14 protein-coding genes and 1 tRNA gene are annotated in these 20,899 nt (G+C 73.2%); 4 read left to right on the top strand and 11 right to left on the bottom strand.

The annotated features are described in order from the left end of the window. Nucleotides 1-246: 246 nt before the first annotated feature. From uvrB to AC4H2G_RS12435, 4 genes are all read right to left on the bottom strand, one after another. Nucleotides 247-2,355, bottom strand: coding sequence for an excinuclease ABC subunit UvrB (gene uvrB, locus AC4H2G_RS12450; RefSeq protein WP_494366049.1), 2,109 nt, complete (start codon nucleotides 2,353-2,355; stop codon nucleotides 247-249). 106 nt (nucleotides 2,356-2,461) lie between these two features. Continuing rightward, nucleotides 2,462-3,079, bottom strand: a complete 618-nt coding sequence (pcp, locus tag AC4H2G_RS12445; RefSeq protein ID WP_494366048.1) for a pyroglutamyl-peptidase I — start codon at nucleotides 3,077-3,079, stop codon at nucleotides 2,462-2,464. Continuing rightward, on the bottom strand, nucleotides 3,076-3,699 hold the full coding sequence (coaE, locus tag AC4H2G_RS12440; protein ID WP_494366047.1) for a dephospho-CoA kinase: 624 nt from the start codon (nucleotides 3,697-3,699) through the stop codon (nucleotides 3,076-3,078). The genes pcp and coaE overlap by 4 nt, the downstream gene beginning before the upstream one ends. A gap of 46 nt (nucleotides 3,700-3,745) precedes the next feature. Then, nucleotides 3,746-4,231, bottom strand: a complete 486-nt coding sequence (locus AC4H2G_RS12435; RefSeq protein ID WP_494366046.1) for a MarR family winged helix-turn-helix transcriptional regulator — start codon at nucleotides 4,229-4,231, stop codon at nucleotides 3,746-3,748. Between the two features lie 167 nt (nucleotides 4,232-4,398). Between AC4H2G_RS12435 and AC4H2G_RS12430 the strand changes: the two genes are divergently transcribed. Next, nucleotides 4,399-6,312 (top strand): ABC transporter ATP-binding protein, encoded by a 1,914-nt coding sequence (locus AC4H2G_RS12430; protein WP_494366045.1) that lies wholly within the window; start codon nucleotides 4,399-4,401, stop codon nucleotides 6,310-6,312. Between the two features lie 141 nt (nucleotides 6,313-6,453). On the opposite strand, the gene rpsA is transcribed toward AC4H2G_RS12430, so the two are convergent. Together rpsA and AC4H2G_RS12420 are read right to left on the bottom strand one after the other, a co-directional pair. Further along, nucleotides 6,454-7,962, bottom strand: a complete 1,509-nt coding sequence (gene rpsA, locus AC4H2G_RS12425) for a 30S ribosomal protein S1 (protein WP_494366044.1) — start codon at nucleotides 7,960-7,962, stop codon at nucleotides 6,454-6,456. 222 nt (nucleotides 7,963-8,184) lie between these two features. Continuing rightward, the gene (locus AC4H2G_RS12420; protein WP_494366043.1) at nucleotides 8,185-9,210 is read right to left on the bottom strand and encodes a 6-phosphofructokinase; all 1,026 of its coding nucleotides are present in this window, start codon (nucleotides 9,208-9,210) and stop codon (nucleotides 8,185-8,187) included. Nucleotides 9,211-9,429: 219 nt separating this feature from the next. Between AC4H2G_RS12420 and AC4H2G_RS12415 the strand changes: the two genes are divergently transcribed. Beyond that, a complete protein-coding gene (locus tag AC4H2G_RS12415; protein ID WP_494366042.1) occupies nucleotides 9,430-10,287 on the top strand; it encodes a class I SAM-dependent methyltransferase in 858 nt (285 codons plus the stop codon). Nucleotides 10,288-10,296: 9 nt separating this feature from the next. Here AC4H2G_RS12415 and polA read toward each other — a convergent pair whose 3' ends face one another. Continuing rightward, nucleotides 10,297-13,002 carry a DNA polymerase I gene (polA, locus tag AC4H2G_RS12410; RefSeq protein WP_494366041.1) on the bottom strand — a complete coding sequence of 902 codons (2,706 nt, stop codon included), beginning with the start codon at nucleotides 13,000-13,002 and terminating at the stop codon, nucleotides 10,297-10,299. On the opposite strand from polA, the gene AC4H2G_RS12405 reads away from it, so the two are divergent. Continuing rightward, nucleotides 13,001-13,471, top strand: coding sequence for a hotdog fold thioesterase (locus AC4H2G_RS12405; protein WP_494366040.1), 471 nt, complete (start codon nucleotides 13,001-13,003; stop codon nucleotides 13,469-13,471). The two genes, polA and AC4H2G_RS12405, sit on opposite strands and share 2 nt — an antisense overlap. A gap of 51 nt (nucleotides 13,472-13,522) precedes the next feature. On the opposite strand, the gene AC4H2G_RS12400 is transcribed toward AC4H2G_RS12405, so the two are convergent. Then, nucleotides 13,523-14,188, bottom strand: a complete 666-nt coding sequence (locus tag AC4H2G_RS12400) for a GNAT family N-acetyltransferase (RefSeq protein WP_494366039.1) — start codon at nucleotides 14,186-14,188, stop codon at nucleotides 13,523-13,525. A 241-nt stretch (nucleotides 14,189-14,429) separates the two neighbouring features. Next, on the bottom strand, nucleotides 14,430-15,053 hold the full coding sequence (locus tag AC4H2G_RS12395; protein ID WP_494366113.1) for an ANTAR domain-containing response regulator: 624 nt from the start codon (nucleotides 15,051-15,053) through the stop codon (nucleotides 14,430-14,432). 183 nt (nucleotides 15,054-15,236) lie between these two features. On the opposite strand from AC4H2G_RS12395, the gene AC4H2G_RS12390 reads away from it, so the two are divergent. Beyond that, a tRNA-Leu gene (locus AC4H2G_RS12390) sits at nucleotides 15,237-15,310 on the top strand. A 57-nt stretch (nucleotides 15,311-15,367) separates the two neighbouring features. On the opposite strand, the gene AC4H2G_RS12385 is transcribed toward AC4H2G_RS12390, so the two are convergent. Next, nucleotides 15,368-16,729, bottom strand: a complete 1,362-nt coding sequence (locus AC4H2G_RS12385; protein WP_494366038.1) for a M1 family metallopeptidase — start codon at nucleotides 16,727-16,729, stop codon at nucleotides 15,368-15,370. A 55-nt stretch (nucleotides 16,730-16,784) separates the two neighbouring features. Beyond that, the gene (locus AC4H2G_RS12380) at nucleotides 16,785-20,774 is read right to left on the bottom strand and encodes a Pls/PosA family non-ribosomal peptide synthetase (protein WP_494366037.1); all 3,990 of its coding nucleotides are present in this window, start codon (nucleotides 20,772-20,774) and stop codon (nucleotides 16,785-16,787) included. Between the last annotated feature and the right edge of the window lie 125 nt (nucleotides 20,775-20,899).

Raw genomic sequence — 20,899 nt, 5'->3', positions numbered from 1 at the left:
CCGGTACGTAGCACTGAGTACCGAAGGTCTCTTCCGCCACGCAGCGCACGACCGTCGGAACGGTGCGGAGGCTGCGGGACCGGTGACACCGGACCGACGACTGCGCCGGCCGTGATGACGACATCACCGCGGAGGAATACTCCCCTTCAACGAGGAGCCAGCATAGGCCATGCGGGCTCACGAGGGCACAACGTCTCGCCCTGTCGCCCTCTTCCCGGGCGCGGTCCGCGCGTCCGGAGCCCTCCGTCAGGCGGTCGCGGCCTGCATCTGCCGCAGCTCCTTCTTGAGCCCCGAGATCTCGTCGCGCAGCCGCGCGGCGAGCTCGAACTGGAGCTCTGCGGCCGCGGCGTGCATCTGGTCGCTGAGCTCCTGGATGAGGTCGGCCAGGTCGCTCGCCGCGGCGCCCGCGAGGCGGTTGCCGGTCGTCGCGCCCTCCTTGAGCCCGCCCGGCACGGGGGCCTTGCCCTTGCTGCCCTTCCCGGGCTGACGGAAGCCGCCCGCGAGCAGCTCGGCGGTGTCCACGTCCTCGCGCGCGAGCATGTCGGTGACGTCGGAGATGCGCTTGCGCAGCGGCGTCGGGTCGATGCCGTGCTCGAGGTTGTACGCGACCTGCTTCTCGCGGCGCCGGTCCGTCTCCTCGATCGCCGCCGCCATCGCGGCGGTGATCCTGTCCGCGTACATGTGCACCTCGCCCGAGACGTTGCGGGCGGCACGGCCGATCGTCTGGATGAGGGACTTCGGCGAACGCAGGAAGCCCTCCTTGTCCGCGTCGAGGATCGCGACCAGCGAGACCTCGGGCAGGTCGAGGCCTTCCCGCAGGAGGTTGATCCCGACGAGCACGTCGTACTGGCCGAGCCTCAGCTCACGCAGGAGCTCCACGCGACGCAGCGTGTCGACCTCGGAGTGCAGGTAGCGGACCCGCACGTCCTTCTCGAGGAAGTAGTCGGTGAGGTCCTCGGCCATCTTCTTGGTGAGCGTCGTCACCAGCACGCGCTCGTCGCGCTCCACCCGTTCGCGGATCTCGTGCAGCAGGTCGTCGATCTGCCCCGTCGTGGGCTTGACGACGACCTCCGGGTCGACGAGGCCGGTGGGCCGGATGATCTGCTCGACGACGCCGTCGGACATCGAGAGCTCGTAGTCCCCCGGCGTCGCCGACAGGTAGACCGTCTGGCCGATCCGCTCGACGAACTCCTCCCACCGCAGCGGCCGGTTGTCCATCGCGCTGGGCAGGCGGAAGCCGTGGTCGACGAGGCTGCGCTTGCGCGACATGTCGCCCTCGAACATCGCACCGATCTGCGGGACGGTCACGTGCGACTCGTCGATGACGAGGAGGAAGTCCTCCGGGAAGTAGTCGAGCAGCGTGTTGGGCGGCGTGCCCTGGACGCGGCCGTCGATGTGACGCGAGTAGTTCTCGATGCCGGAGCACGTGCCGATCTGGCGCATCATCTCGATGTCGTACGTGGTGCGCATGCGCAGGCGCTGCGCCTCGAGCAGCTTGTTCTGCTGCTCGAGCTCGGCGAGGCGTTCGGTGAGCTCCGCCTCGATCGACGTGATCGCCCGCTCCATGCGCTCCGGCCCGGCGACGTAGTGCGTCGCCGGGAACACGTGGATCGACGGCTCGGACCGGACGACGTCGCCCGTCAGCGGGTGCAGCGTCTGGATCGACTCGATCTCGTCCCCGAAGAACTCGATCCGGATCGCCAGCTCCTCGTACACCGGGATGATCTCGACCGTGTCGCCGCGCACGCGGAACGTGCCGCGCGTGAACGCCAGGTCGTTGCGCGTGTACTGCATGGTGACGAACTGCCGCAGGAGGTCGTCGCGCTCGACCTGCATGCCGACGTCGAGCCGGACCATGCGGTCCACGTACTCCTGGGGCGTGCCCAGGCCGTAGATGCACGACACGGACGCGACGACCACGACGTCGCGCCGTGTGAGCAGCGAGCTCGTCGCCGAGTGCCGCAGGCGCTCGACCTCGTCGTTGATCGACGAGTCCTTCTCGATGTACGTGTCCGTCTGCGCGATGTACGCCTCGGGCTGGTAGTAGTCGTAGTACGAGACGAAGTACTCGACGGCGTTGTTCGGCAGCAGCTCACGGAACTCCGTGGCGAGCTGCGCGGCGAGCGTCTTGTTCGGTGCCATCACGAGCGTCGGGCGCTGCAGCTCCTCGACGAGCCACGCGGTCGTCGCGGACTTGCCCGTCCCGGTCGCGCCGAGCAGGACGACGTCCTTCTCCCCCGCCCGGACGCGGCCGGCGAGATCCGCGATGGCCGTGGGCTGGTCCCCCGAGGGCTGGAACTCCGAGATCACCTCGAAGGGCGCGGCGGTTCGCTGCAGGTCGGTCACGGGGCGCATGGATACCACCGTACGACCCGCTACCCACACCCACACGTGGCGTCAGCGCAGGGCTGAAGCCTGGCTGACTGATCACGTGACCGGGATGCGACCGGTCACCGACCCGTCACGACTCCGCGCCCGCCGCGAGCACCGGCTCGCGCGCACCCGCGAGCGCGGCCCGTGCGACGACCGCCACCGCGCGCACCTGGTCGTCGATCGCCAGGGCCTGCGCGGACGGCACGTGGACGAAGCCGGCGCGCAGGTCGGGCGCACCGGCCGCGTGGTGCATGAGGCGGTAGAACGTCGCGTTGCACACGTACGTCCCCGCCGTGTTCGACACCTCGGCAAGGATCCCCTCGGACCGCAGCGTGGCGAGCGCACCCTTGAGCGGCAGGCCCGACCAGTACGCCGCCGGCCCGCCCGGGACGACGGGCTCGTCGACCGGCGCCGCGCCCGCGTTGTCAGGGATCCGCGCGTCGACCACGTCGATCGCGACGCGCTCCAGACGGATCGTCCGCGAACCGCCCGCCAGCCCCAGGGCGACCACCACGGACGGCGCGTGCTCCCGGATCGCCGCCTCGAGGACCGGCCACGCGCCGTCGAACGTGCAGGGCAGGCGAACCGCGACGACGTCGTCGCCGACGAGCTCGCGCCCGCGGGCCGCGAGCGCCCGTGCGGTCTCCCACGACGGGTTGGTGTCGTCGCCGCCGAACGGCTCGAACCCGCTGACCAGGACGGTCACGCGTCGGCCTCGCTCTCCTCGTCGATCTCCGTGGAGACCTTGGCCCACAGGTCGTCGACCTGCGTGCGCAGCGCCTCCGGCGTCCCGCTCCCGTCGAGCGTGACGTCGGCGACCGCCAGCCGCGCGGCGTCGTCGGCCTGGGCCCCGATCCGGGCCGCGGCCTCGACGGGGTCGAGGCCGCGCGTCGCGAGCCGGTCGGCCCGCAGGTCGGACGGCGCGTGCACCACGACCACGAGGTGGAACCGCGCGGGGTCGCCGGTCTCGACGAGCAGCGGGATGTCGTGCACGACGACGGCCCGCGGGTCGGCCGCGGCCGCAGCAGCCTCGTGCTCCGCGGCCAGGCGGCGCACCTCCGGGTGCACCACCGCGTTGAGGCGCTCGCGCGCCGTGTCGTCGGCGAAGACGATCCGGCCGAGCGCCGGGCGGTCGAGCGTCCCGTCGGCGGCAAGGACCTGAGGGCCGAACGCCTCGACGACCTCGTCGAGGCCGACCGTCCCCGGTGCGACCGCCTCCCGGGAGAGGACGTCGTAGTCGATCACCACGGCGCCCAGCTCGGCGAAGCGTGCGAGGGCGACGGACTTGCCTGCCGCGATGCCTCCGGTCAACCCGATGCGGAACATGCGCCCCATCCTGCCAGCCGGGCCCGCACGCCACCGCGCGAGAGCGTCAGGCGCTCGGCTCGCCGGCGACGGCGCGCAGGAGCCGCAGGAGCTCGCGCCGGTCGGCGGTGTCGAGCCGGGCGAGCAGCGTGCCAGCGCTCGACGACCGTTCCGCACTCACCTGTCGTACGACGTCCCGGCCTCGGGAGGTGAGCTCGACCAGGGTCGCGCGGCGGTCGTGCGGGTCCGGTGTGCGCCGGACGAGCCCGGCCGCTTCGGCGTCGTCGACCTTCGAGGTCACCGACCGCGGCGCGACGTCGAGCGCAGCCGCGACCGCCCCCAGCCGGCACGGCCCGTCGCAGCGAGCGAGGTGCCGCAGCATCCGGAACTGGCCAGGCGTGGTGCCCGCCGGCTCGAGGCGCTCGCTCGCCTCGCGGCGTACGGTGCGCAGGGCGGCGTGCAGCAGAGACAGGAACTCCCCCGCCTCGTCCTCGCTGGCGGCGCCGCCCGCAGCGGCCCCAGGCGCGGGGCGCACGACGTCATCTTCGGTCACGAGCCGAGCGTACCCGGCAGCAGGCCTCTTGTATCCCACCCTCATAGTGAGTTAGACTCAGCATCATTCTGCGCGAGAGGCCCGCCCCCACGGAGGTGCCCGCGCCCGCTGTCCGGCGACCCACGCCGCCGCGGACGACCAGCGCTCCCTACCCCACGGGAGGCCAGATGACGTACCCCACATCCTTCTCCGGACCAGGCTCCGGCGGCGGGCGCGGCATGCGCTCGTTCCGTCAGGACTCCAGCGTCGCCCACCGGCGGCTCCACCGCGGCACCGTGCGCCGTGTGCTCACCTTCGCGCGCCCCTACTGGCGGCAGCTCGCGGTGTTCCTCGCGCTCATCTCCGTCGACGCGGCCGCGGGCGCCGTCACGCCGCTCCTCTTCCGGCGGATCATCGACGACGGGATCGTCGAGGGACGCGTCGACGTCGTCGTGAGGTTCGCCCTCGTCGCCGCCGGCCTCGCCGTGCTGTCGGGCGGGCTGGGCGTCGCCCAGCGCTGGTTCTCGTCGCGCATCGGCGAAGGGCTGATCGTCGACCTGCGCACCGCCGTGTTCGACCATGTCCAGCGCATGCCGCTCGCCTTCTTCGCCCGGACCCGGACCGGCGCGCTCGTGCAGCGCCTCAACGGTGACGTCCTCGGCGCGCAGCAGGCGTTCACGTCGACGCTGTCGAACGTCTTCTCCAACCTCCTCACGGTCGTCTTCGTCCTCGCGGCCATGCTCTCGATGTCGTGGCAGCTCACGCTCCTCGCGCTCACCCTGCTGCCCGCGTTCGTCCTGCCCGCTCGCTGGGTGGGCAAGCGCCTCGCGGCGATCACCCGCGAGAGCTACGAGCTCAACGCCGAGGCCGCCCAGACCATGAACGAGCGGTTCAACGTCGCCGGCGCGCACCTCGTCAAGGTCTTCGGCGACCCCGAGCGCGAGTCGGAGCGCTTCGCGTCCCAGGCGGGCCGCGTGCGCGACATCGGCGTCAAGCAGGCGATGTACGGCACGGTGTTCCGCGTCGGTCTGACCGTCGTCGCGTCCGTCGCGGTCGCGATCGTCTACGGCCTCGGCGGCATCATGGCGATCGGAGGCTCCCTCACGGTGGGCACCGTCGTCGCGCTCACCGCCTACCTCGGCCGGCTCTACGGGCCGCTGACGGCGATGTCGAACGTCCAGGTCGACGTGATGACCGCCCTCGTCAGCTTCGAGCGCGTCCTCGAGGTCCTCGACCTCGAGCCCACGGTCGTCGACGCCCCCGACGCCGACGACCTCTCCGCCGACGTCGCGCGCCACGGCGCGAGCCTCGAGCTCGACGGCGTCCGGTTCCGGTACCCGTCGGCGTCCGAGGTCTCCCTCGCGTCGCTCGAGTCGGTCGCGCTCGACGGCGTGGACCCCACGACCGACACGCTGGCAGACGTCTCGTTCTCCGTCCCGGCCGGCGCGATGGTCGCGCTCGTCGGCGCGTCCGGCGCCGGCAAGACGACCGTCTCCCAGCTCGTCACGCGCATGTACGACCCGACGGACGGCGCCGTGCGCATCGCCGGCCGCGACCTGCGCGACGTCACGCAGGACAGCCTGCACGACGCCGTCGGCGTGGTCACGCAGGAGGCCCACCTCTTCCACGACACGATCGCGGAGAACCTGCGCTACGCCAAGCAGGACGCGACCGACGCCGAGATCGAGGCCGCGCTGCGCCGCGCCCACGTGTGGGACGTCGTCGCGGCCCTGCCGTCCGGCATCGAGACGGTCGTCGGCGACCGCGGCTACCGCATGTCCGGCGGAGAACGCCAGCGCCTCGCGATCGCACGCGTCTTCCTCAAGGCGCCCGACGTCGTCGTGCTCGACGAGGCCACGGCCCACCTCGACTCCGGCTCCGAGGCCGCGGTCCAGGCCGCGCTCGCGGAGGCGCTGCGCGGGCGCACGTCCCTCGTCATCGCCCACCGCCTGTCGACGGTGCGCGAAGCCGACCTCATCGTCGTGCTCGACGGCGGCCTGGTCGTGGAGACGGGGACGCACGCCGAGCTGCTCGCCCGCCAGGGCCGGTACGCCGAGCTCTACCGCACGCAGTTCGCGGACTCCCCCGTCGCAGCCGCCTGAGCGACGCCGATGCGGCGGGGCGCCCGCCGAGCACGCCCTGGCGACCGCCGACCCCATCCGGAACACGGCGAAGGCCCGCCACCCCGAGGGGTGACGGGCCTTCGTGCTGTCCCGGACGCGACCCGAGGGGCCGCGGACGGATCAGTTGCCGGTGAGCTTCTCGCGCAGAGCGGCGAGCGCCTCGTCCGAGGCGAGCGTGCCCGTCGCCTCGGCGGCCGGGGCCGACGAGTACGAGGAGCTGCCGCTGCCGGCCGACGAGGAGGAGGAGGACGACGACGACGAGGAGGAGGACGAGTCGGAGCCCGCCGGGGTCTCGAAGTCCGCCTTCAGCGCCTCGGCGACCTGCTTGCGGTGCGCCTCCCAGCGCTCGTGGGCCTTGGCGTACTCGGCCTCCCACGCCTCGCGCTGGGTCTCGAAGCCCTCGAGCCACTCGTTGGTCTCCGGGTCGAAGCCCTCGGGGTACTTGTAGTTCCCCTGCTCGTCGTACTCGGCGGCCATGCCGTAGAGCGCGGGGTCGAAGTCGTCCGACTCCGGGTCCACGCCCTCGTTGGCCTGCTTGAGCGACAGCGAGATGCGGCGGCGCTCGAGGTCGATGTCGATGACCTTGACGAAGACCTCGTCACCGACGTTGACGACCTGCTCGGGCAGCTCGACGTGACGGACGGCGAGCTCGGAGATGTGCACGAGGCCCTCGATGCCGTCCTCGACGCGCACGAACGCACCGAACGGGACGAGCTTGGTGACCTTGCCCGGGACGACCTGGCCGATCGCGTGGGTCCGGGCGAACGTCTGCCACGGGTCCTCCTGCGTCGCCTTGAGCGACAGCGAGACGCGCTCGCGGTCGAAGTCGACGTCCAGGACCTCGACCGTGACCTCCTGGCCCACCTCGACGACCTCGGAGGGGTGGTCGATGTGCTTCCAGGACAGCTCGGAGACGTGCACGAGACCGTCGACGCCGCCGAGGTCCACGAACGCACCGAAGTTGACGATCGAGGAGACGACACCGGGGCGCACCTGGCCCTTCTGCAGCGTCTGCAGGAAGGTGGAGCGGACCTCGGACTGCGTCTGCTCGAGCCACGCACGGCGCGAGAGCACGACGTTGTTGCGGTTCTTGTCGAGCTCGATGATCTTGGCCTCGATCTCCTTGCCGACGTACGGCTGGAGGTCGCGGACGCGACGCATCTCCACGAGGGACGCGGGCAGGAAGCCACGCAGACCGATGTCGAGGATGAGGCCGCCCTTGACGACCTCGATGACGGTGCCGGTGACGACGCCGTCCTCTTCCTTGATCTTCTCGATGGTGCCCCAGGCGCGCTCGTACTGCGCGCGCTTCTTGGACAGGATCAGACGGCCTTCCTTGTCCTCCTTCTGGAGGACCAGGGCCTCGACCGCGTCGCCGACGTTGACGACCTCACCGGGGTCCACGTCGTGCTTGATGGACAGCTCGCGGGAGGGGATGACGCCCTCGGTCTTGTAGCCGATGTCGAGAAGGACCTCGTCGCGGTCCACCTTGACGATCGTGCCTTCGACGATGTCACCGTCGTTGAAGTACTTGATGGTCGCGTCAACGGCGGCGAGGAAGTCCTCCTCGGTGCCGATGTCGTTGACGGCAACCTGGGGTGCGGACTTCGCGGGGGTAGAGATGGTCATTGAGTTCGATGCTCCGATGCGGACAGGGAAGTCGAGCGGATAGGGAGTGTGCAGCCGCCCTGACACGGACGACGTGCACAGATATGGTGGCGTGAGGCCTGACGGCAGGCGCAAGGCACCGCCGTCCATCCTACGCGCGGCAGGTCACGAGGGTCAACGCGGGACATCTCGCGGCCCCGCCGTCGCCCGCCGTCGCACCCCGGGGCCGCCTCCGGGCGCGCCTCAGGCGAGGACGCGAGCCACGCGCAGGAGCTCCGCCGGGACGCGCTTGGGGCGCCCGGCGACCTCCGCGAGCGGGACGAGCTCGACGCGCTCCCCGCGCAGCGCGGTCATGACGCCCGTCGTCCCGGCGCTCACCGCGTCGACCGCCGCGACGCCGAACCGGCTCCCGAGGATGCGGTCGGTCGGTGTCGGGGTGCCGCCGCGCTGCACGTGGCCCAGCACCGTGAGGCGGGTGTCGAAGCCGGTGCGCGCCGAGATCTCCGCGCTCACGCGCTCACCCACGGACCCGGCGACGATCTCGCCGAACCGCCCGAGCTGCTGCGTGAACTCCATCGACGAGCCCTCGCGCGGCACCGCGCCCTCGGCCACGACGACGATCGAGAAGTTGGCGTGGGCGCGGTGCCGGTGGCGCAGGAACTTCACGACCTGGTCGATGTCGAACGGCTCCTCGGGTGCGAGGACGACCTCGGCGCCGCCGGCGATGCCCGCGTTCACCGCGATCCACCCGGCGTGACGACCCATGACCTCGACCACCATGACGCGGTTGTGGCTCTCCGCCGTCGTGTGCACGCGGTCGAGCGCCTCGGTCGCGATGTTCACCGCGGTGTGGAAGCCGATCGACAGGTCCGTCCCCTCGACGTCGTTGTCGATCGTCTTCGGGATCGCGACGATCGGCACCCCGGCGTCGCCCACGCGGCTCGCCGCGTGCAGCGTGCCGTCACCGCCGATGCAGATCATCGCGTCGAGCCGCTCGGCCTCGACGGTCGCGAGCACCGCGTCCATGCTCCCGTCCTCGGCGCTCGGGTGGAACCGGGCGGTGCCGAGCAGCGTCCCGCCCACCGGCAGCACGTTGCGGATGTCCTGCCGGCCGAGCGGGTGGACGTCGCCGTCGACGACGCCGCGCCATCCGTTGCGGAAGCCGATGATCGTGTGCCCGTACTCCCCCGTCCCCTGCTTCACCACGGCACGGATCGCCGCGTTGAGCCCGGGGCAGTCGCCGCCGCCCGTGAGAAGTCCGATCCGCACCTGGTCCTCCGTCTCGTCGTCGGCGCGCCGTCGGCGCACCCTGCTCGGCGAGACGGAGGCGTTGCCCCCGCGGCGCCGCGTCCGCGACCACCCTAGTCAGGTGCGCGACCTCCCCCGTCGCACGTCCTGTCATCCGGGCGCACCGGAGACCGAGGTCCCGGCGGGGACGGGAGGACGTCCTTCCGCCCGCGCGTCGTGCCGGCGGGCGAGAATGGCCGCATGTCCTCGCACCCGACCGGTCACGACCGGCCCCGACCCGCGGCGCCCGCCGCACCCGGACCCGTCGCGCACGCCGGCTACCGCGAGGTCGCGGACGCCGACGGCGGGAGCGCAGGCCGGTCCTGGTGGGACGTGAACGCCGCCGAGTACCTCGACGAGCACGGCGACTTCCTCGGCGCGACGGACTTCTGCTGGTGCCCCGAAGGGCTGCGCGAGGAGGACGTCCACCTGCTCGGCGAGGTCCCCGGCCGGCGCGTGCTCGAGGTCGGGGCGGGCGCTGCCCAGTGCTCGCGGTGGCTCGCGACCCAGGGGGCGCAGGTCGTGGCGACCGACGTGTCGGGCGGGATGCTCTCCGCGGGCGCGGACCTGGACCGGCGGACCGGCGTACACGTCTCCCTGGTCCAGGCCGACGCGCGCCGCCTGCCGTTCGCCGACGGGACGTTCGACGTCGCCTTCACGTCGTTCGGCGCGCTCCCCTTCGTGCCCGACGCCGACGCCGTCCACCGCGAGGTCGCGCGCGTCCTGCGCCCCGGGGGCAGGTGGACGTTCTCCGTCACCCACCCGCTCCGCTGGGCGTTCCCCGACGACCCGGGCGAGCACGGGCTCACGGCGAACCGGTCCTACTTCGACCGCCGTCCGTACGTGGAGTCCGACGCCGCGGGCCGGCTCCTGTACGCGGAGTACCACCGCACGCTCGGCGACCACGTCCGGGACGTGGTCGCCGCCGGACTCGTGGTGACCGACGTCGTGGAGCCGGAGTGGCCGGAGGACAACCCCGAGGTCTGGGGCGGCTGGGGACCGGTGCGCGGGGCGTACCTGCCCGGGACGGCGATCTTCCGGACGCGGCGACCGGACTGAGCCCGCTCGTCAGTGACCGGCGTCGTGCCAGGTCGCCCCGGCGCCGACGGACACGTCGAGCGGCACGTCGAGCTGTGCCGCGGCGCCCATCTCGGTGCGCAGCACCTGCTCGACCTCGTCCCGCTCCCCCGGCGCGACCTCGACCACGAGCTCGTCGTGGACCTGGAGCAGCAGGCGCGAGCCCAGCCCGCGCTCGTCGAGCACGCGCTGCACGCCGAGCATCGCGACCTTGACGAGGTCTGCGGCGCTGCCCTGGATCGGCGCGTTGAGCGCCATGCGCTCGGCCATCTGGCGGCGCTGCCGGTTGTCGCTCGTCAGGTCCGGCAGGTACCGGCGGCGCCCGAGGAGCGTCGCGGTGTACCCCGTCGCGCGCGCCTCGTCGACGACGCCCGTCAGGTAGTCCCGCACGCCGCCGAAGCGCTCGAAGTAGTCGTCCATGAGCTTCTGCGCCTCGCCGACCTCGATCGTCAGCTGCTGCGAGAGCCCGAACGCCGAGAGCCCGTAGGCGAGCCCGTAGGACATCGCCTTGATCTTGGAGCGCATCGCCGGCGTCACCTCGGCGGCGGGCACCTCGAACACGCGCGAGCCGACGTAGCGGTGGAGGTCCTCGCCCGAGCGGAACGCCTCGATGAGCCCTTCGTCCCCCGACAGGTGGGCCATGATCCGCATCTCGATCTGGCTGTAGTCCGCGGTGAGGAGCGTCTCGTACCCCTCGCCGACGACGAACGCGCGCCGGATGCGGCGGCCCGCCTCGGTCCGGATGGGGATGTTCTGCAGGTTCGGCTCGGTCGAGCTGAGCCGACCGGTCGCGGCGATCGTCTGCTGGAACGTCGTGTGGATGCGGCCGTCGTCCGCGACGGACTTGAGCAGCCCCTCGACGGTCTGTCGCAGTCGTGACGCGTCGCGGTGCGTGAGCAGGTGCTCGAGGAACGGGTGCTGCGTCTTGACGAAGAGGTCGGCCAGCGCCGAGGCGTCGGTCGTGTAGCCCGTCTTGATCTTCTTCGTCTTCGGCATGCCCAGCTGGTCGAACAGCACCTCCTGGAGCTGCTTGGGCGACCCGAGGTTCACCTCTCGCCCGATGACGGCGTAGGCCTCGGTCGCGGCGGTCACGACGAGGTCGCCGAAGTGCCGCTCGAGCTCGGTGAGGTACTCCACGTCGGCGGCGATCCCGGTCCGCTCCATGCGCGCGAGCACGCCGGTCAGCGGCAGCTCGAGGTCGGTCAGGAGGTGCCCGGCGCCGCGGTCGTCGAGCTCGCCGGTGAGGACGTCCGCGAGCTGGGCGACCGCGAGCGCGCGGATCGCGTCGCGCTCCTGCTCGCCGTTCCCGTCGAGCGAGAGGTCGAGCGCGCCCTGCGCGTCGTCGCCCGCCGCGGTGTCCGGGCGCAGCTCGCGGTGCAGGTGGCGCACGACGAGGTCTCCCAGGTCGTAGCCCCGCTGGTCGGGGTGGCACAGGTACGCGGCGAGCTCGGTGTCGAACGCGACGCCGCGCAGGTCGAGGCCGCGCGCGGCGAGCTCGTGCCAGGCGGACTTCGACCCGTGCACGACCTTGGGGCGGTCCGGGTCCACGAGCCACGCGGCGAGCGCCTGCTCGTCCTCGGGGGCGAGGTCGGCGAGGTCGAACGCGACGGCCGACCCCGCGTCGTCGGACAGGGCCAGCGCCCAGGCGTCGCCGCCCGCAGGCACGGCCTTGCCGGAGACCTCGATCCCTACGCGACGCGCGCCGTGCTCCGCGAGCCAGGCTCCCAGGCCGCCGGGGACGACGTCCGCCACGTCGACGTCGAACCCCTCCTCGGTCTCGACCTCGCCCTCGGGCGCGATGGCGAACAGGCGGTCGCGCAGCGCGCGGAACTCGAGCGCGTCGAGCACCTGGTGCACGGCCTCGCGGTCCCACGGTCGCGACGCCAGGTCGTCCGGCCCGACGGGGAGCTCGAGGTCGCACAGGAGCGCGTTGAGGCGCCGGTTGAGACGGACCTGCTCGACGGCGGCGCGCAGGTTCTCGCCCGCCTTGCCCTTGATCTCGTCGGCACGCTCGAGCAGCGCCTCGAGGTCGCCGTAGGTCGTGATCCACTTCGCGGCGGTCTTCGGCCCGACACCGGGGATGCCGGGCAGGTTGTCGGACGTCTCCCCCACGAGTGCCGCGAGGTCGGGGTACCGCTCCGGCGGCACGCCGTACTTCTCGACGACGGCCGCCGCGTCCATGCGCGCGAGCTCGGAGACGCCCCGCTTCGGGTACAGCACGGTGACGTCCGGCCCGATGAGCTGGAACGAGTCGCGGTCACCCGAGCAGACGAGCACCTCCATCCCCGCGGCGGCGCCCTGCGTGGCGAGCGTCGCGAAGATGTCGTCGGCCTCGTAGCCCTCGCGCTCGAGCGTCGGGATCCGCAGGGTCTCGAGGATCTCCTTGATGAGCGGGACCTGACCCTTGAACGGCTCGGGGGTCGACTCGCGCGTGCCCTTGTAGCTCGGCAGGACCTCGGTGCGGAACGACTGGCGACCGGCGTCGAACGCCACCGCGACGTGGGTGGGCTCCTCGTCCCGCAGGAGGTTGATGAGCATCGACGTGAACCCGTAGACGGCGTTCGTGTGCTGGCCGGTGGTCGTCGAGAAGTTCTCGGCGGGGAGCGCGAAGAACGCGCGGTAGGCCATGGAGTGTCCGTCGATGAGCAGCAGGCGGGGTCGCGCAGAGGTCGTCACGGGTGCCAACCTATCGCCCATGACCGACACGCACGGCGCCGACGGCGCCCTCCCCGCACCTGCTGCTCCCGATGCCCCCAGCGCCGCGCAGAACGCCTACGAATCCCTCGGGCTGCGCACGGAGGGGACGCTCATCGAGCGCCTGGGCATCGAGCTGGAGGACGTCGCGGCCGACCACGTGTCGGCACGGATGCCCGTCGCGGGGAACACGCAGCCGGCGGGCCTGCTGCACGGGGGCGCGTCGGTCGTGCTCGCCGAGACGCTCGGGTCGATCGCCGCGCAGCTGCACGCCGGACCGGGACGGGCGGCGGTGGGCATCGAGGTCAACGCGACGCACCACCGGTCCGCGCGCGAGGGCTGGGTGCACGGCACCGCACGACCGCTGCACCTGGGTCGGACGACCGCCAGCTACGAGATCGTCGTGTCCGACGACGCCGGGCGGCGCGTGTGCACGGCGCGCCTCACGTGCATGATCCTCGACCGCCCCTGAACCGCGGGCCGTGAGCTCGGGCGCGCTCCGCGGCCGACCGCCGGCGGAGGCTCAGCCGGAGAGGCGCTCGTGCTCGGCCGCGGGCGTCGCGACGCCCGCACGACGGCGGTACTCCGCCTGGAAGTCGCGCAGGTCCACCGGGCCGCTCATGCCCTCGGTGCGGGCACGGCGTCGCCGGGCGATGAGGTCCTCGAGGGACCGCGTCCCGCGGCGGGCGGGGGCGAGGTCGGTGGCGAGCCGGCGCTGCAGCACGGCGGTCTGCACGACGCGGTGACCGGCGACGGGGCCGAAGCCCAGTCGGGAGAGGAACCGCTGCACCCCGCGCGAGCCCGGGATGGGGACGGAGTAGACGTGCGACGCGCCCGCCGACGCCGCGAGCTCCGCGGTCGCGCTGAGCAGGGCGTGCCCGACCCCGCGCCGTCGGGCGTCCTCACCGACGTACACGGCCTCGACGTACAGGCTCGGCTCGTCGGCGAAGAGGTGCGGCTCGAGCACCCGTGCGAGGACGAACCCGACGGGGCGACCCTCCTGCTGCGCGACGAGCACGTGCCCACCGGGCAGGGCGAGCAGGACCGACAGGTGTCGCACGAGGCGGTCCACGTCGGGAGCGCAGATCTGCGCACCGGACGCCGACTCCGTGCGGGCCTCCGCGCACAGCGCGGCGACTCCGGGCAGGTCGTCGCCGACCGCTGGCCTGACCTCGACTGCTGGGCGCACCGGGCTCCTCCTCGTTCTCACCGTGGTTCCGACGGCACAGGGAGGACGTGGGGCGTGAGAAGGTCCACGTCGCTCCGGTACGAGACGACAGCTGCCGATGGCTGCCGACCGAGCACTACGTGGCGACCGCGTTCACCGCCCCGGAAACAACTGGACGCCAGTCCAAGACGATAGCCCTGTTACCGGAGCGTGACAAAGGCCCAGATCAGCGACCCCTGACAACGCGGTCAGCCGAAGACGGTCAGGCGCCGCCGACCTGCTCGATGACGGCGTCCGCGACCTCGCGCATGGTCAGGCGACGGTCCATCGACGTCTTCTGGATCCAGCGGAACGACTCGGGCTCCGACAGGCCCATCTTCGTCATGAGCAAGCCCTTGGCGCGGTCGACGCGCTTGCGCGTCTCGAACCGCTCCGCGAGGTCGGCGACCTCGGACTCGAGCGCCGAGATCTGCGAGTAGCGCGAGATCGCGATCTCGACGGCCGGGAGCAGGTCCGCCGGGGTGAAGGGCTTGACGACGTACGCCATGGCCCCCGCGTCCCGGGCGCGCTCGACGAGCTCGGCCTGCGAGAACGCCGTCAGCAGCACGACCGGCGCGGCGTGCGCCTTGCCGATCTGCTCCGCCGCGGAGATGCCGTCGAGCTCGGGCATCTTCACGTCCATGACGACGACGTCGGGCTTGAGCTCGAGCGCGAGCCGCACCGCGGTCGCGCCGTCGCCGGCCTCGCCGACGACGTCGAAGCCGGCCTCGCGCAGCGTCTCCACGACGTCGAGACGGATGAGGGCCTCGTCCTCGGCGACGATCGCGCGGCGTGCGGGGCGACCCGTCGACGGCGGCGTGGTCTCGACGGGCTGGGGCTCGAGCATGGGGGGCAGGTCGAGCGGCTGCTTGTCCGCGGGCTGCGCTGTCTGGTCACTCACGCTGTTCATCGTAGTGCGCCCCACCCCGTGCCGCCCCCGGGTTTCACCCCCGGCGCACTGTGATTCTCACTCCATCTGGGCCGTGTGGTTCGATAGAGCCGCGCAGCGCCGTCGTGGTGGCGATGCGATGCCCCGGTAGCCCAACCGGCAGAGGCGTTCGGCTCAAACCCGATCCAGTGTGGGTTCGAATCCCACCCGGGGCACCTCCTGCAACCTCCTGCAACCTCCTGCAACCTCCTGCAACCTTCTGGGTACCGTCGTCACGACGTCGGTGCCCCCGGCAGCTCCGGCAGGCGCGGGTCGAGCAGCCAGGCGTCGAGCAGCCGGTCCACGTCTGCCCCGCCCTCGCGGAGCGTCTGGCGAAGATCGGCCGTCGTGACGGAGCCGTGCCGGTAGGTCGACGTCCAGCGGCGCAGGAACGCGAAGAAGCCGTCGTCGCCGAGCGTCAGGCGCAGCGCGTGCAGCGTCATGGCCCCGCGCTTGTACAGCCGGTCGTCGAACATGAGGTCCGGTCCGGGGTCGGCGAGCACGAGGTCCTGAGGCAGCGCCTCGAGCCGGGCGTGGTGTCCTCGCGCGTGCGCGTCGGCGCTCTCGCGGCCCGCCGCCTCGGACCACAGCCACTCGGCGTAGCAGGCGAAGCCCTCGTTGAGCCAGATGTCCTGCCAGCGCGCGACGGACACGCTGTTGCCGAACCACTGGTGGGCGAGCTCGTGCGCGACGAGCCGGTCCCACGTCCCGTCACCGTCGAGGTGGTTCCCGCCGAAGATCGACAGCCCCTGCGCCTCGAGCGGGATCTCGAGGTCGTCCTCCGTGACGACGAGCCGGTAGCCCTCCGCGAAGGGGTACGGTCCGAACATCGACTCGAACGCGCTCATCGTCTCGGCGTGCCGCGCGAGGTCGTGGCGCACGGCATCGCGCTGCGACGGGTGCGCGAGCGCGGTCTGGGCCACGGGGTGCCGGACGACGTCGAGGAGGCCGGAGAGGCCGTGGCGCCGACCGATGTCGAGGTCGTCGAACCGGCCCACGACCACCGTCGCGAGGTAGGTGCACATCGGTGCGGTCGGGCCGAATCGCCAGGTCCGGGTCGAGGCCTTGCGGGACACGTCGAGCAGCGGTCCGCTGGCCGCGACGGTGTAGCCCGCGTCGGTCGTCACGGTGATCTCGAACGTCGCCTTGTGCGCGGGCGTGTCGTTGCACGGGAACCAGGTGGGCGCGCCGTCGGGCTGTCCCGCGACGAGCGAGCCCTCCGTGAGCTCCTCCCAGCCGACGTCACCCCACGGCCCGATCCACGGCCGGGGCCGCCCGCCGTAGACGACCTCGAGCCGCAGCGCGGTGCCCCGCACGGCGACCCGCCCCAGTCGGACGGTCAGCTTGCCGCCGGCGTGCCCGAACCGCGCCGTCGCGCCGTCGACGGTCACGCGCGTCGCCTTGAGCTGGACGAGGTCGAGCTCGACGACGTCCGCGTCGGCGTCCAGGACGACGTCGAGGGTCGCGACGCCGTCGAGACGGTTGGGCCGCACCCGGTACGCCAGCTGGAGGCCGTAGCGGTTCACGTGGTGGTCGGAGGTCCCGCGGTGCGGGGCGTAGGGGTCGGGGCCGTTCAGCGTTCGACGGTGAGCCACGGTGGGGCGTCCTCCAGGGTCGGGTCCGCCGCATCGTACGTGAGGGCGGGCCCGCTCACCGCGCGCTCACCGGCCCGCTGCGCCGTCGCGCCGGCGCGGGCAGCTCGCTCGTCCACGGGACGATCGGGTTGCCGTGCCAGAGCGAGCCCGGCGGGACGAGCTCGCCGCGCATCACGAGCGACGCGGGGCCGACGCGGGCGCCGTCCGCGACCACCGCGGCGGGCAGGATCACCCCGTGCGGGCCGATGGAGCTTCCCGCCGCCACCCGCACCGTGTCGAGGCTCATCACGCGGTCGTGGAAGAGGTGGGTCTGCAGGACGCACCCGCGGCCGACGGTCGCGCCGTCGTCCAGGTGGACCAGGTCCGCCTCGGGGAGCCAGTACGTCTCGCACCACACGCCGCGGCCGACGCGCGCGCCGAGCGTGCGCAGCCAGGCGGTGAGCAGCGGGGTGCCGTACACGTGCGTGGCGAACCACGGTGCGGCGACCACCTCGACGAAGGTGTCCTGGAGCTCGTTGCGCCACACGAACGTGCTCCACAGCGGGTGGTCGCCCGCGCGGAACCGGCCGACCAGCGCCCACTTGACCGCCGTCGTCAGGAGGGCGCCCGCCGCACCCGCGGCGAGCAGGACGATCCCGGACACGAGCGCGGCCGTGCCTAGGCCCCGGGTGTCGACGGTCGTCAGGAGCACGACGACCACCGCGACCGCGAGGTACGCCGCGCACACGACGGCCGCCCAGCGCAGCACCTCGAACGCGCCCCGCGCGACGAGCAGCCGGGTCGGCGGCGAGAACGTCCGCGACTCGTCGGTCTCGCCCTGCGCGACCCGGCGCAGCCGGGTCGGGGGGCTGCCGAGCCACGACGACCCGGCCTTCGCCTTCGCCGGTGCAGCGGAGAGCACGGCGACGAGGCCGTTCTTCGGCACGGAGCGACCCGGCGCGGTGATCCCCGAGTTGCCCAGGAACGCGCGCTTGCCGACGCGCGCGCGGGCGATCCGGACCCAGCCGCCGCCGAGCTCGTAGGGGGCGACCATCGTGTCGTCGGCGAGGAACGCGCCGCGCGACACCTCCATCATCGACGGGATGCCGACCACGGTCGAGGCCTCGACGTCTCGCCCCACGCGCGCGCCGAGCAGGCGGAGCCACCCGGGCGTGAAGACGCTCGAGTACAGCGGGAACAACGCCGTGCGCGCCGAGTCCATGAGCCGCTGCGTGACCCACGCCTGCCAGCCCTGGCGGCTGTGCGCGGCGTGGAAGCCCTCGCCGAGCCCGAGGGCGAGGAGGCGCACGCACGCGAGCACGAGCAGGGCGTACGTCGCCGCGGCCGCGAGCGCCCCGGCGGGGACCCACGCCGCGAGCGGTCCGAGCAGCGCCCCGACGTCCCGCGGGACACCGGTCAGCGGGACGCCGGCGAGCAGCACGAGCAGTCCGGTCGCGACGGCGAGCACCGGCAGCAGGCTCAGCCCGAGCCCGCTCAGCCCGTACGCGACCTCCCACCGGCGTCGCCGCGGGGGGCGCTCGTCGGGCCAGGGGTGCTTCACCTCGCTGCGGACCCGCACGGCAGGCGACCCCGCCCAGTACTCGCGCGGGCCCACGCGTCCCGCGACGCACGACCCCGCGGCCACGTCCGCGCCCTTGCCGACCCACGCGCCGGGCAGGAGGGTCGAGCGGGCGCCGATCGTCGCACCGGCGCCGACCCGCACCCTGCCGAGGTGCAGCGTGTCGCCGTCGAGCCAGTGCCCGGACAGGTCGACCTCGGGCTCGACCGCGCTCCCCTTGCCGAGGGAGAGCATCCCCGTCACGGGCGGCAGCGCGTGCAGCTCGGCGTCCCGGCCGACCTTCGCGCCGAGCAGGCGCGCGTACAGGCCGACGAGCGGCGCCCCGGCCACCGTCACGCCGCCGCTGGCCCCGACCAGCCCTTCTGCCGCCCACAGCCGCAGGTGGACGTTCCCGCCACGGGGATAGCTCCCCGGCCGCACCCCGCGCAGGAGCAGGCGTGCCCCCGCTGCGGCGACGAGCAGGCGGCCGGGCGGGCTCACGAGCAGCAGCCAGCCCGCGACCACCCACCACCACGACACCGGGCGGACGAACGGGAGGGCCGTCATGGCCGCGAGCACGTTGCCGAGGGCGGCCACCCAGACGAGCCACCGCAGCCCGGCGATCGTCCGCAGCGCCAGCACGACGACGAGCTGCACCGCCTGCGTCCGCCGCGGGACCGGACCGGCGGGAGTGGTCGCGCCGGTCGGGTACGCGCCGTCCGCCGGGGCGCCCTCCGACGCCGCGGCCCCGGCGCCGCGCTCGACGAACGCGGCGAGCTCGCCCACCGACGGGTTGTCGTAGAGGTCGGCCACCGTGATGCTCGGCAGGCGCTCGCGCAGCGCCGAGACCACCTGCGCCGCCGTGAGGCTCCCGCCGCCCAGCTCGAAGAAGTCGTCGTCCGCGACCTGCGGCGCGGCGCCGAGCACCGTGTGCCAGATGCCCGCGACCCACTCCTCGGCGGCCGCGAGCGGCACGGCGTCGTCGGACGCGCGGGTCTCCGCGGCGAGCTGCGACCCCTCGGGCAGCGGCCAGGGCAGCGTGTCCCGGTCGACCTTGCCCGACGTCCGGGTCGGGATCTCCTCGACGACCGCGAGCAGCGGGACGAGCGCGGCGGGGAGGGTGTGCCGCAGCGCCTCCACGCTCGCGCGCGCGTCGAGCGGCTCGGTTCGCGCGGGGTCCGGCACGAGGTACCCGACGAGCACCTGGTTGCCCGCGTCCGAGCGTCGGACGGCGCTCGCCGCGGCGCTCACACCGTCGAGCCCGAGGAGCGCGGAGTCGATCTCGCCGAGCTCGATGCGGCGCCCGCCGACCTTCACCTGGTCGTCGGCGCGCCCCACGAACAGCAGCCCCGCGTCGTCACGCACGACGAGGTCGCCCGACCGGTACGCCCGGTCCCAGCCGAGGCCGGGGTGCGGGGCGTACTTCTCGGCGTCCTTGGCCGGGTCGAGGTAGCGCGCGAGCCCGACACCGCCGATGACGAGCTCCCCCGTCGCGCCGGGCGCGACCGGCAGGCCGTCGGGGCCGACGACGGCCAGGTCCCAGCCGTCCAGCGGCAGCCCGATGCGCACGGGGCCGGGGCCGCCGAGCAGGGCGGCGCAGGCCACGACGGTGGCCTCCGTCGGACCGTAGGTGTTCCACACCTCGCGGCCTGGCACGGCGAGCCGGTCGACGAGCTCCGGCGGGCACGCCTCGCCGCCGAAGATGAGCAGACGCACGGAGCTCAGCGTCTCCGGCGGCAGGAGGCCCGCGAGCGTCGGGACGGTCGAGACGACGGTGATCCCCTGCTCGGCGACCCACGGGCCGAGGTCCGCGCCGGTCCGCACGAGCGAACGGGGAGCGGGGACGAGGCACGCGCCGTGGCGCCACGCGAGCCACATCTCCTCGCACGAGGCGTCGAACGCGACGGACAACCCGGCCAGGACCCGGTCCCCCGGACCGAGCGGCGCGTCCTGGAGGAAGAGCCGCGCCTCGGCGTCGACGAACGCCGCCGCGCTGCGGTGCGACACGGCCACGCCCTTGGGCGTGCCCGTCGAGCCCGACGTGAAGATGATCCACGCGTCGTCCTGCGGACCGGGGCGCTCCCCCGCGCGGGGGTTCGGCGCGACGTCGGGCGGCACGGCGAGGTGCCCGTCGTCCCCCACGACGGCCCGGACACCCGCCTCGGTGAAGACGAGCTCCGCCCGCTCCTGCGGGTCGTCCTTGTCCACGGGGACGTAGGCCGCTCCGGCGGTGAGGATCGCGAGGATCGAGAGGTACAGGTCGGCCCGACCGGACGTCGCCCGGACGCCGACGCGGTCCCCGGGCCCGACGCCCTGCTCGACGAGCCGGGCTGCCCGAGCACCGACCTCGACGAGGAGCTGCGCGTAGGTCAGCGGCTGGCCGTCGTCGATCGCCGGGGCCTGCGGGTGGGCGGCGGCCGTCGCGGCGAGCACGTCCAGGAGCGTCCTCGGAGCGGGCGCGCGGTCTGCTGCGAGAAGAGGGTCGGGCGGGGTGGTGAAGGGCTGCACACTGCTCCAGGGCTGATGGATGGTCCTGGGCGAAGGGTAGACGGGTCAGGTGCACGGCGAGCGAACGGGCGGTGTCGTGGACGACGCGCCGGGGCCGCTTCACCTGACGGAAACTCTCCGGACAC

It is taken from the genome of Cellulosimicrobium sp. BMG9.23, from assembly GCF_059159985.1.
The sequence above is the reverse complement of the archived record's forward strand: the minus strand, read 5'-3'. Positions and strand labels throughout refer to the sequence as shown.

Bases quoted from the DNA above. Each gene is read 5' to 3' on its own strand.
- uvrB (WP_494366049.1), bottom strand. From the start codon at position 2,355: ATGCGCCCCGTGACCGACCTGCAGCGAACCGCCGCGCCCTTCGAGGTG.
- coaE (WP_494366047.1), bottom strand. From the start codon at position 3,699: ATGTTCCGCATCGGGTTGACCGGAGGCATCGCGGCAGGCAAGTCCGTC.
- AC4H2G_RS12430 (WP_494366045.1), top strand. From the start codon at position 4,399: ATGACGTACCCCACATCCTTCTCCGGACCAGGCTCCGGCGGCGGGCGC.
- rpsA (WP_494366044.1), bottom strand. From the start codon at position 7,962: ATGACCATCTCTACCCCCGCGAAGTCCGCACCCCAGGTTGCCGTCAAC.
- AC4H2G_RS12415 (WP_494366042.1), top strand. From the start codon at position 9,430: ATGTCCTCGCACCCGACCGGTCACGACCGGCCCCGACCCGCGGCGCCC.
- AC4H2G_RS12405 (WP_494366040.1), top strand. From the start codon at position 13,001: ATGACCGACACGCACGGCGCCGACGGCGCCCTCCCCGCACCTGCTGCT.
- polA (WP_494366041.1), bottom strand. From the start codon at position 13,002: ATGGGCGATAGGTTGGCACCCGTGACGACCTCTGCGCGACCCCGCCTG.
- AC4H2G_RS12395 (WP_494366113.1), bottom strand. From the start codon at position 15,053: ATGCTCGAGCCCCAGCCCGTCGAGACCACGCCGCCGTCGACGGGTCGC.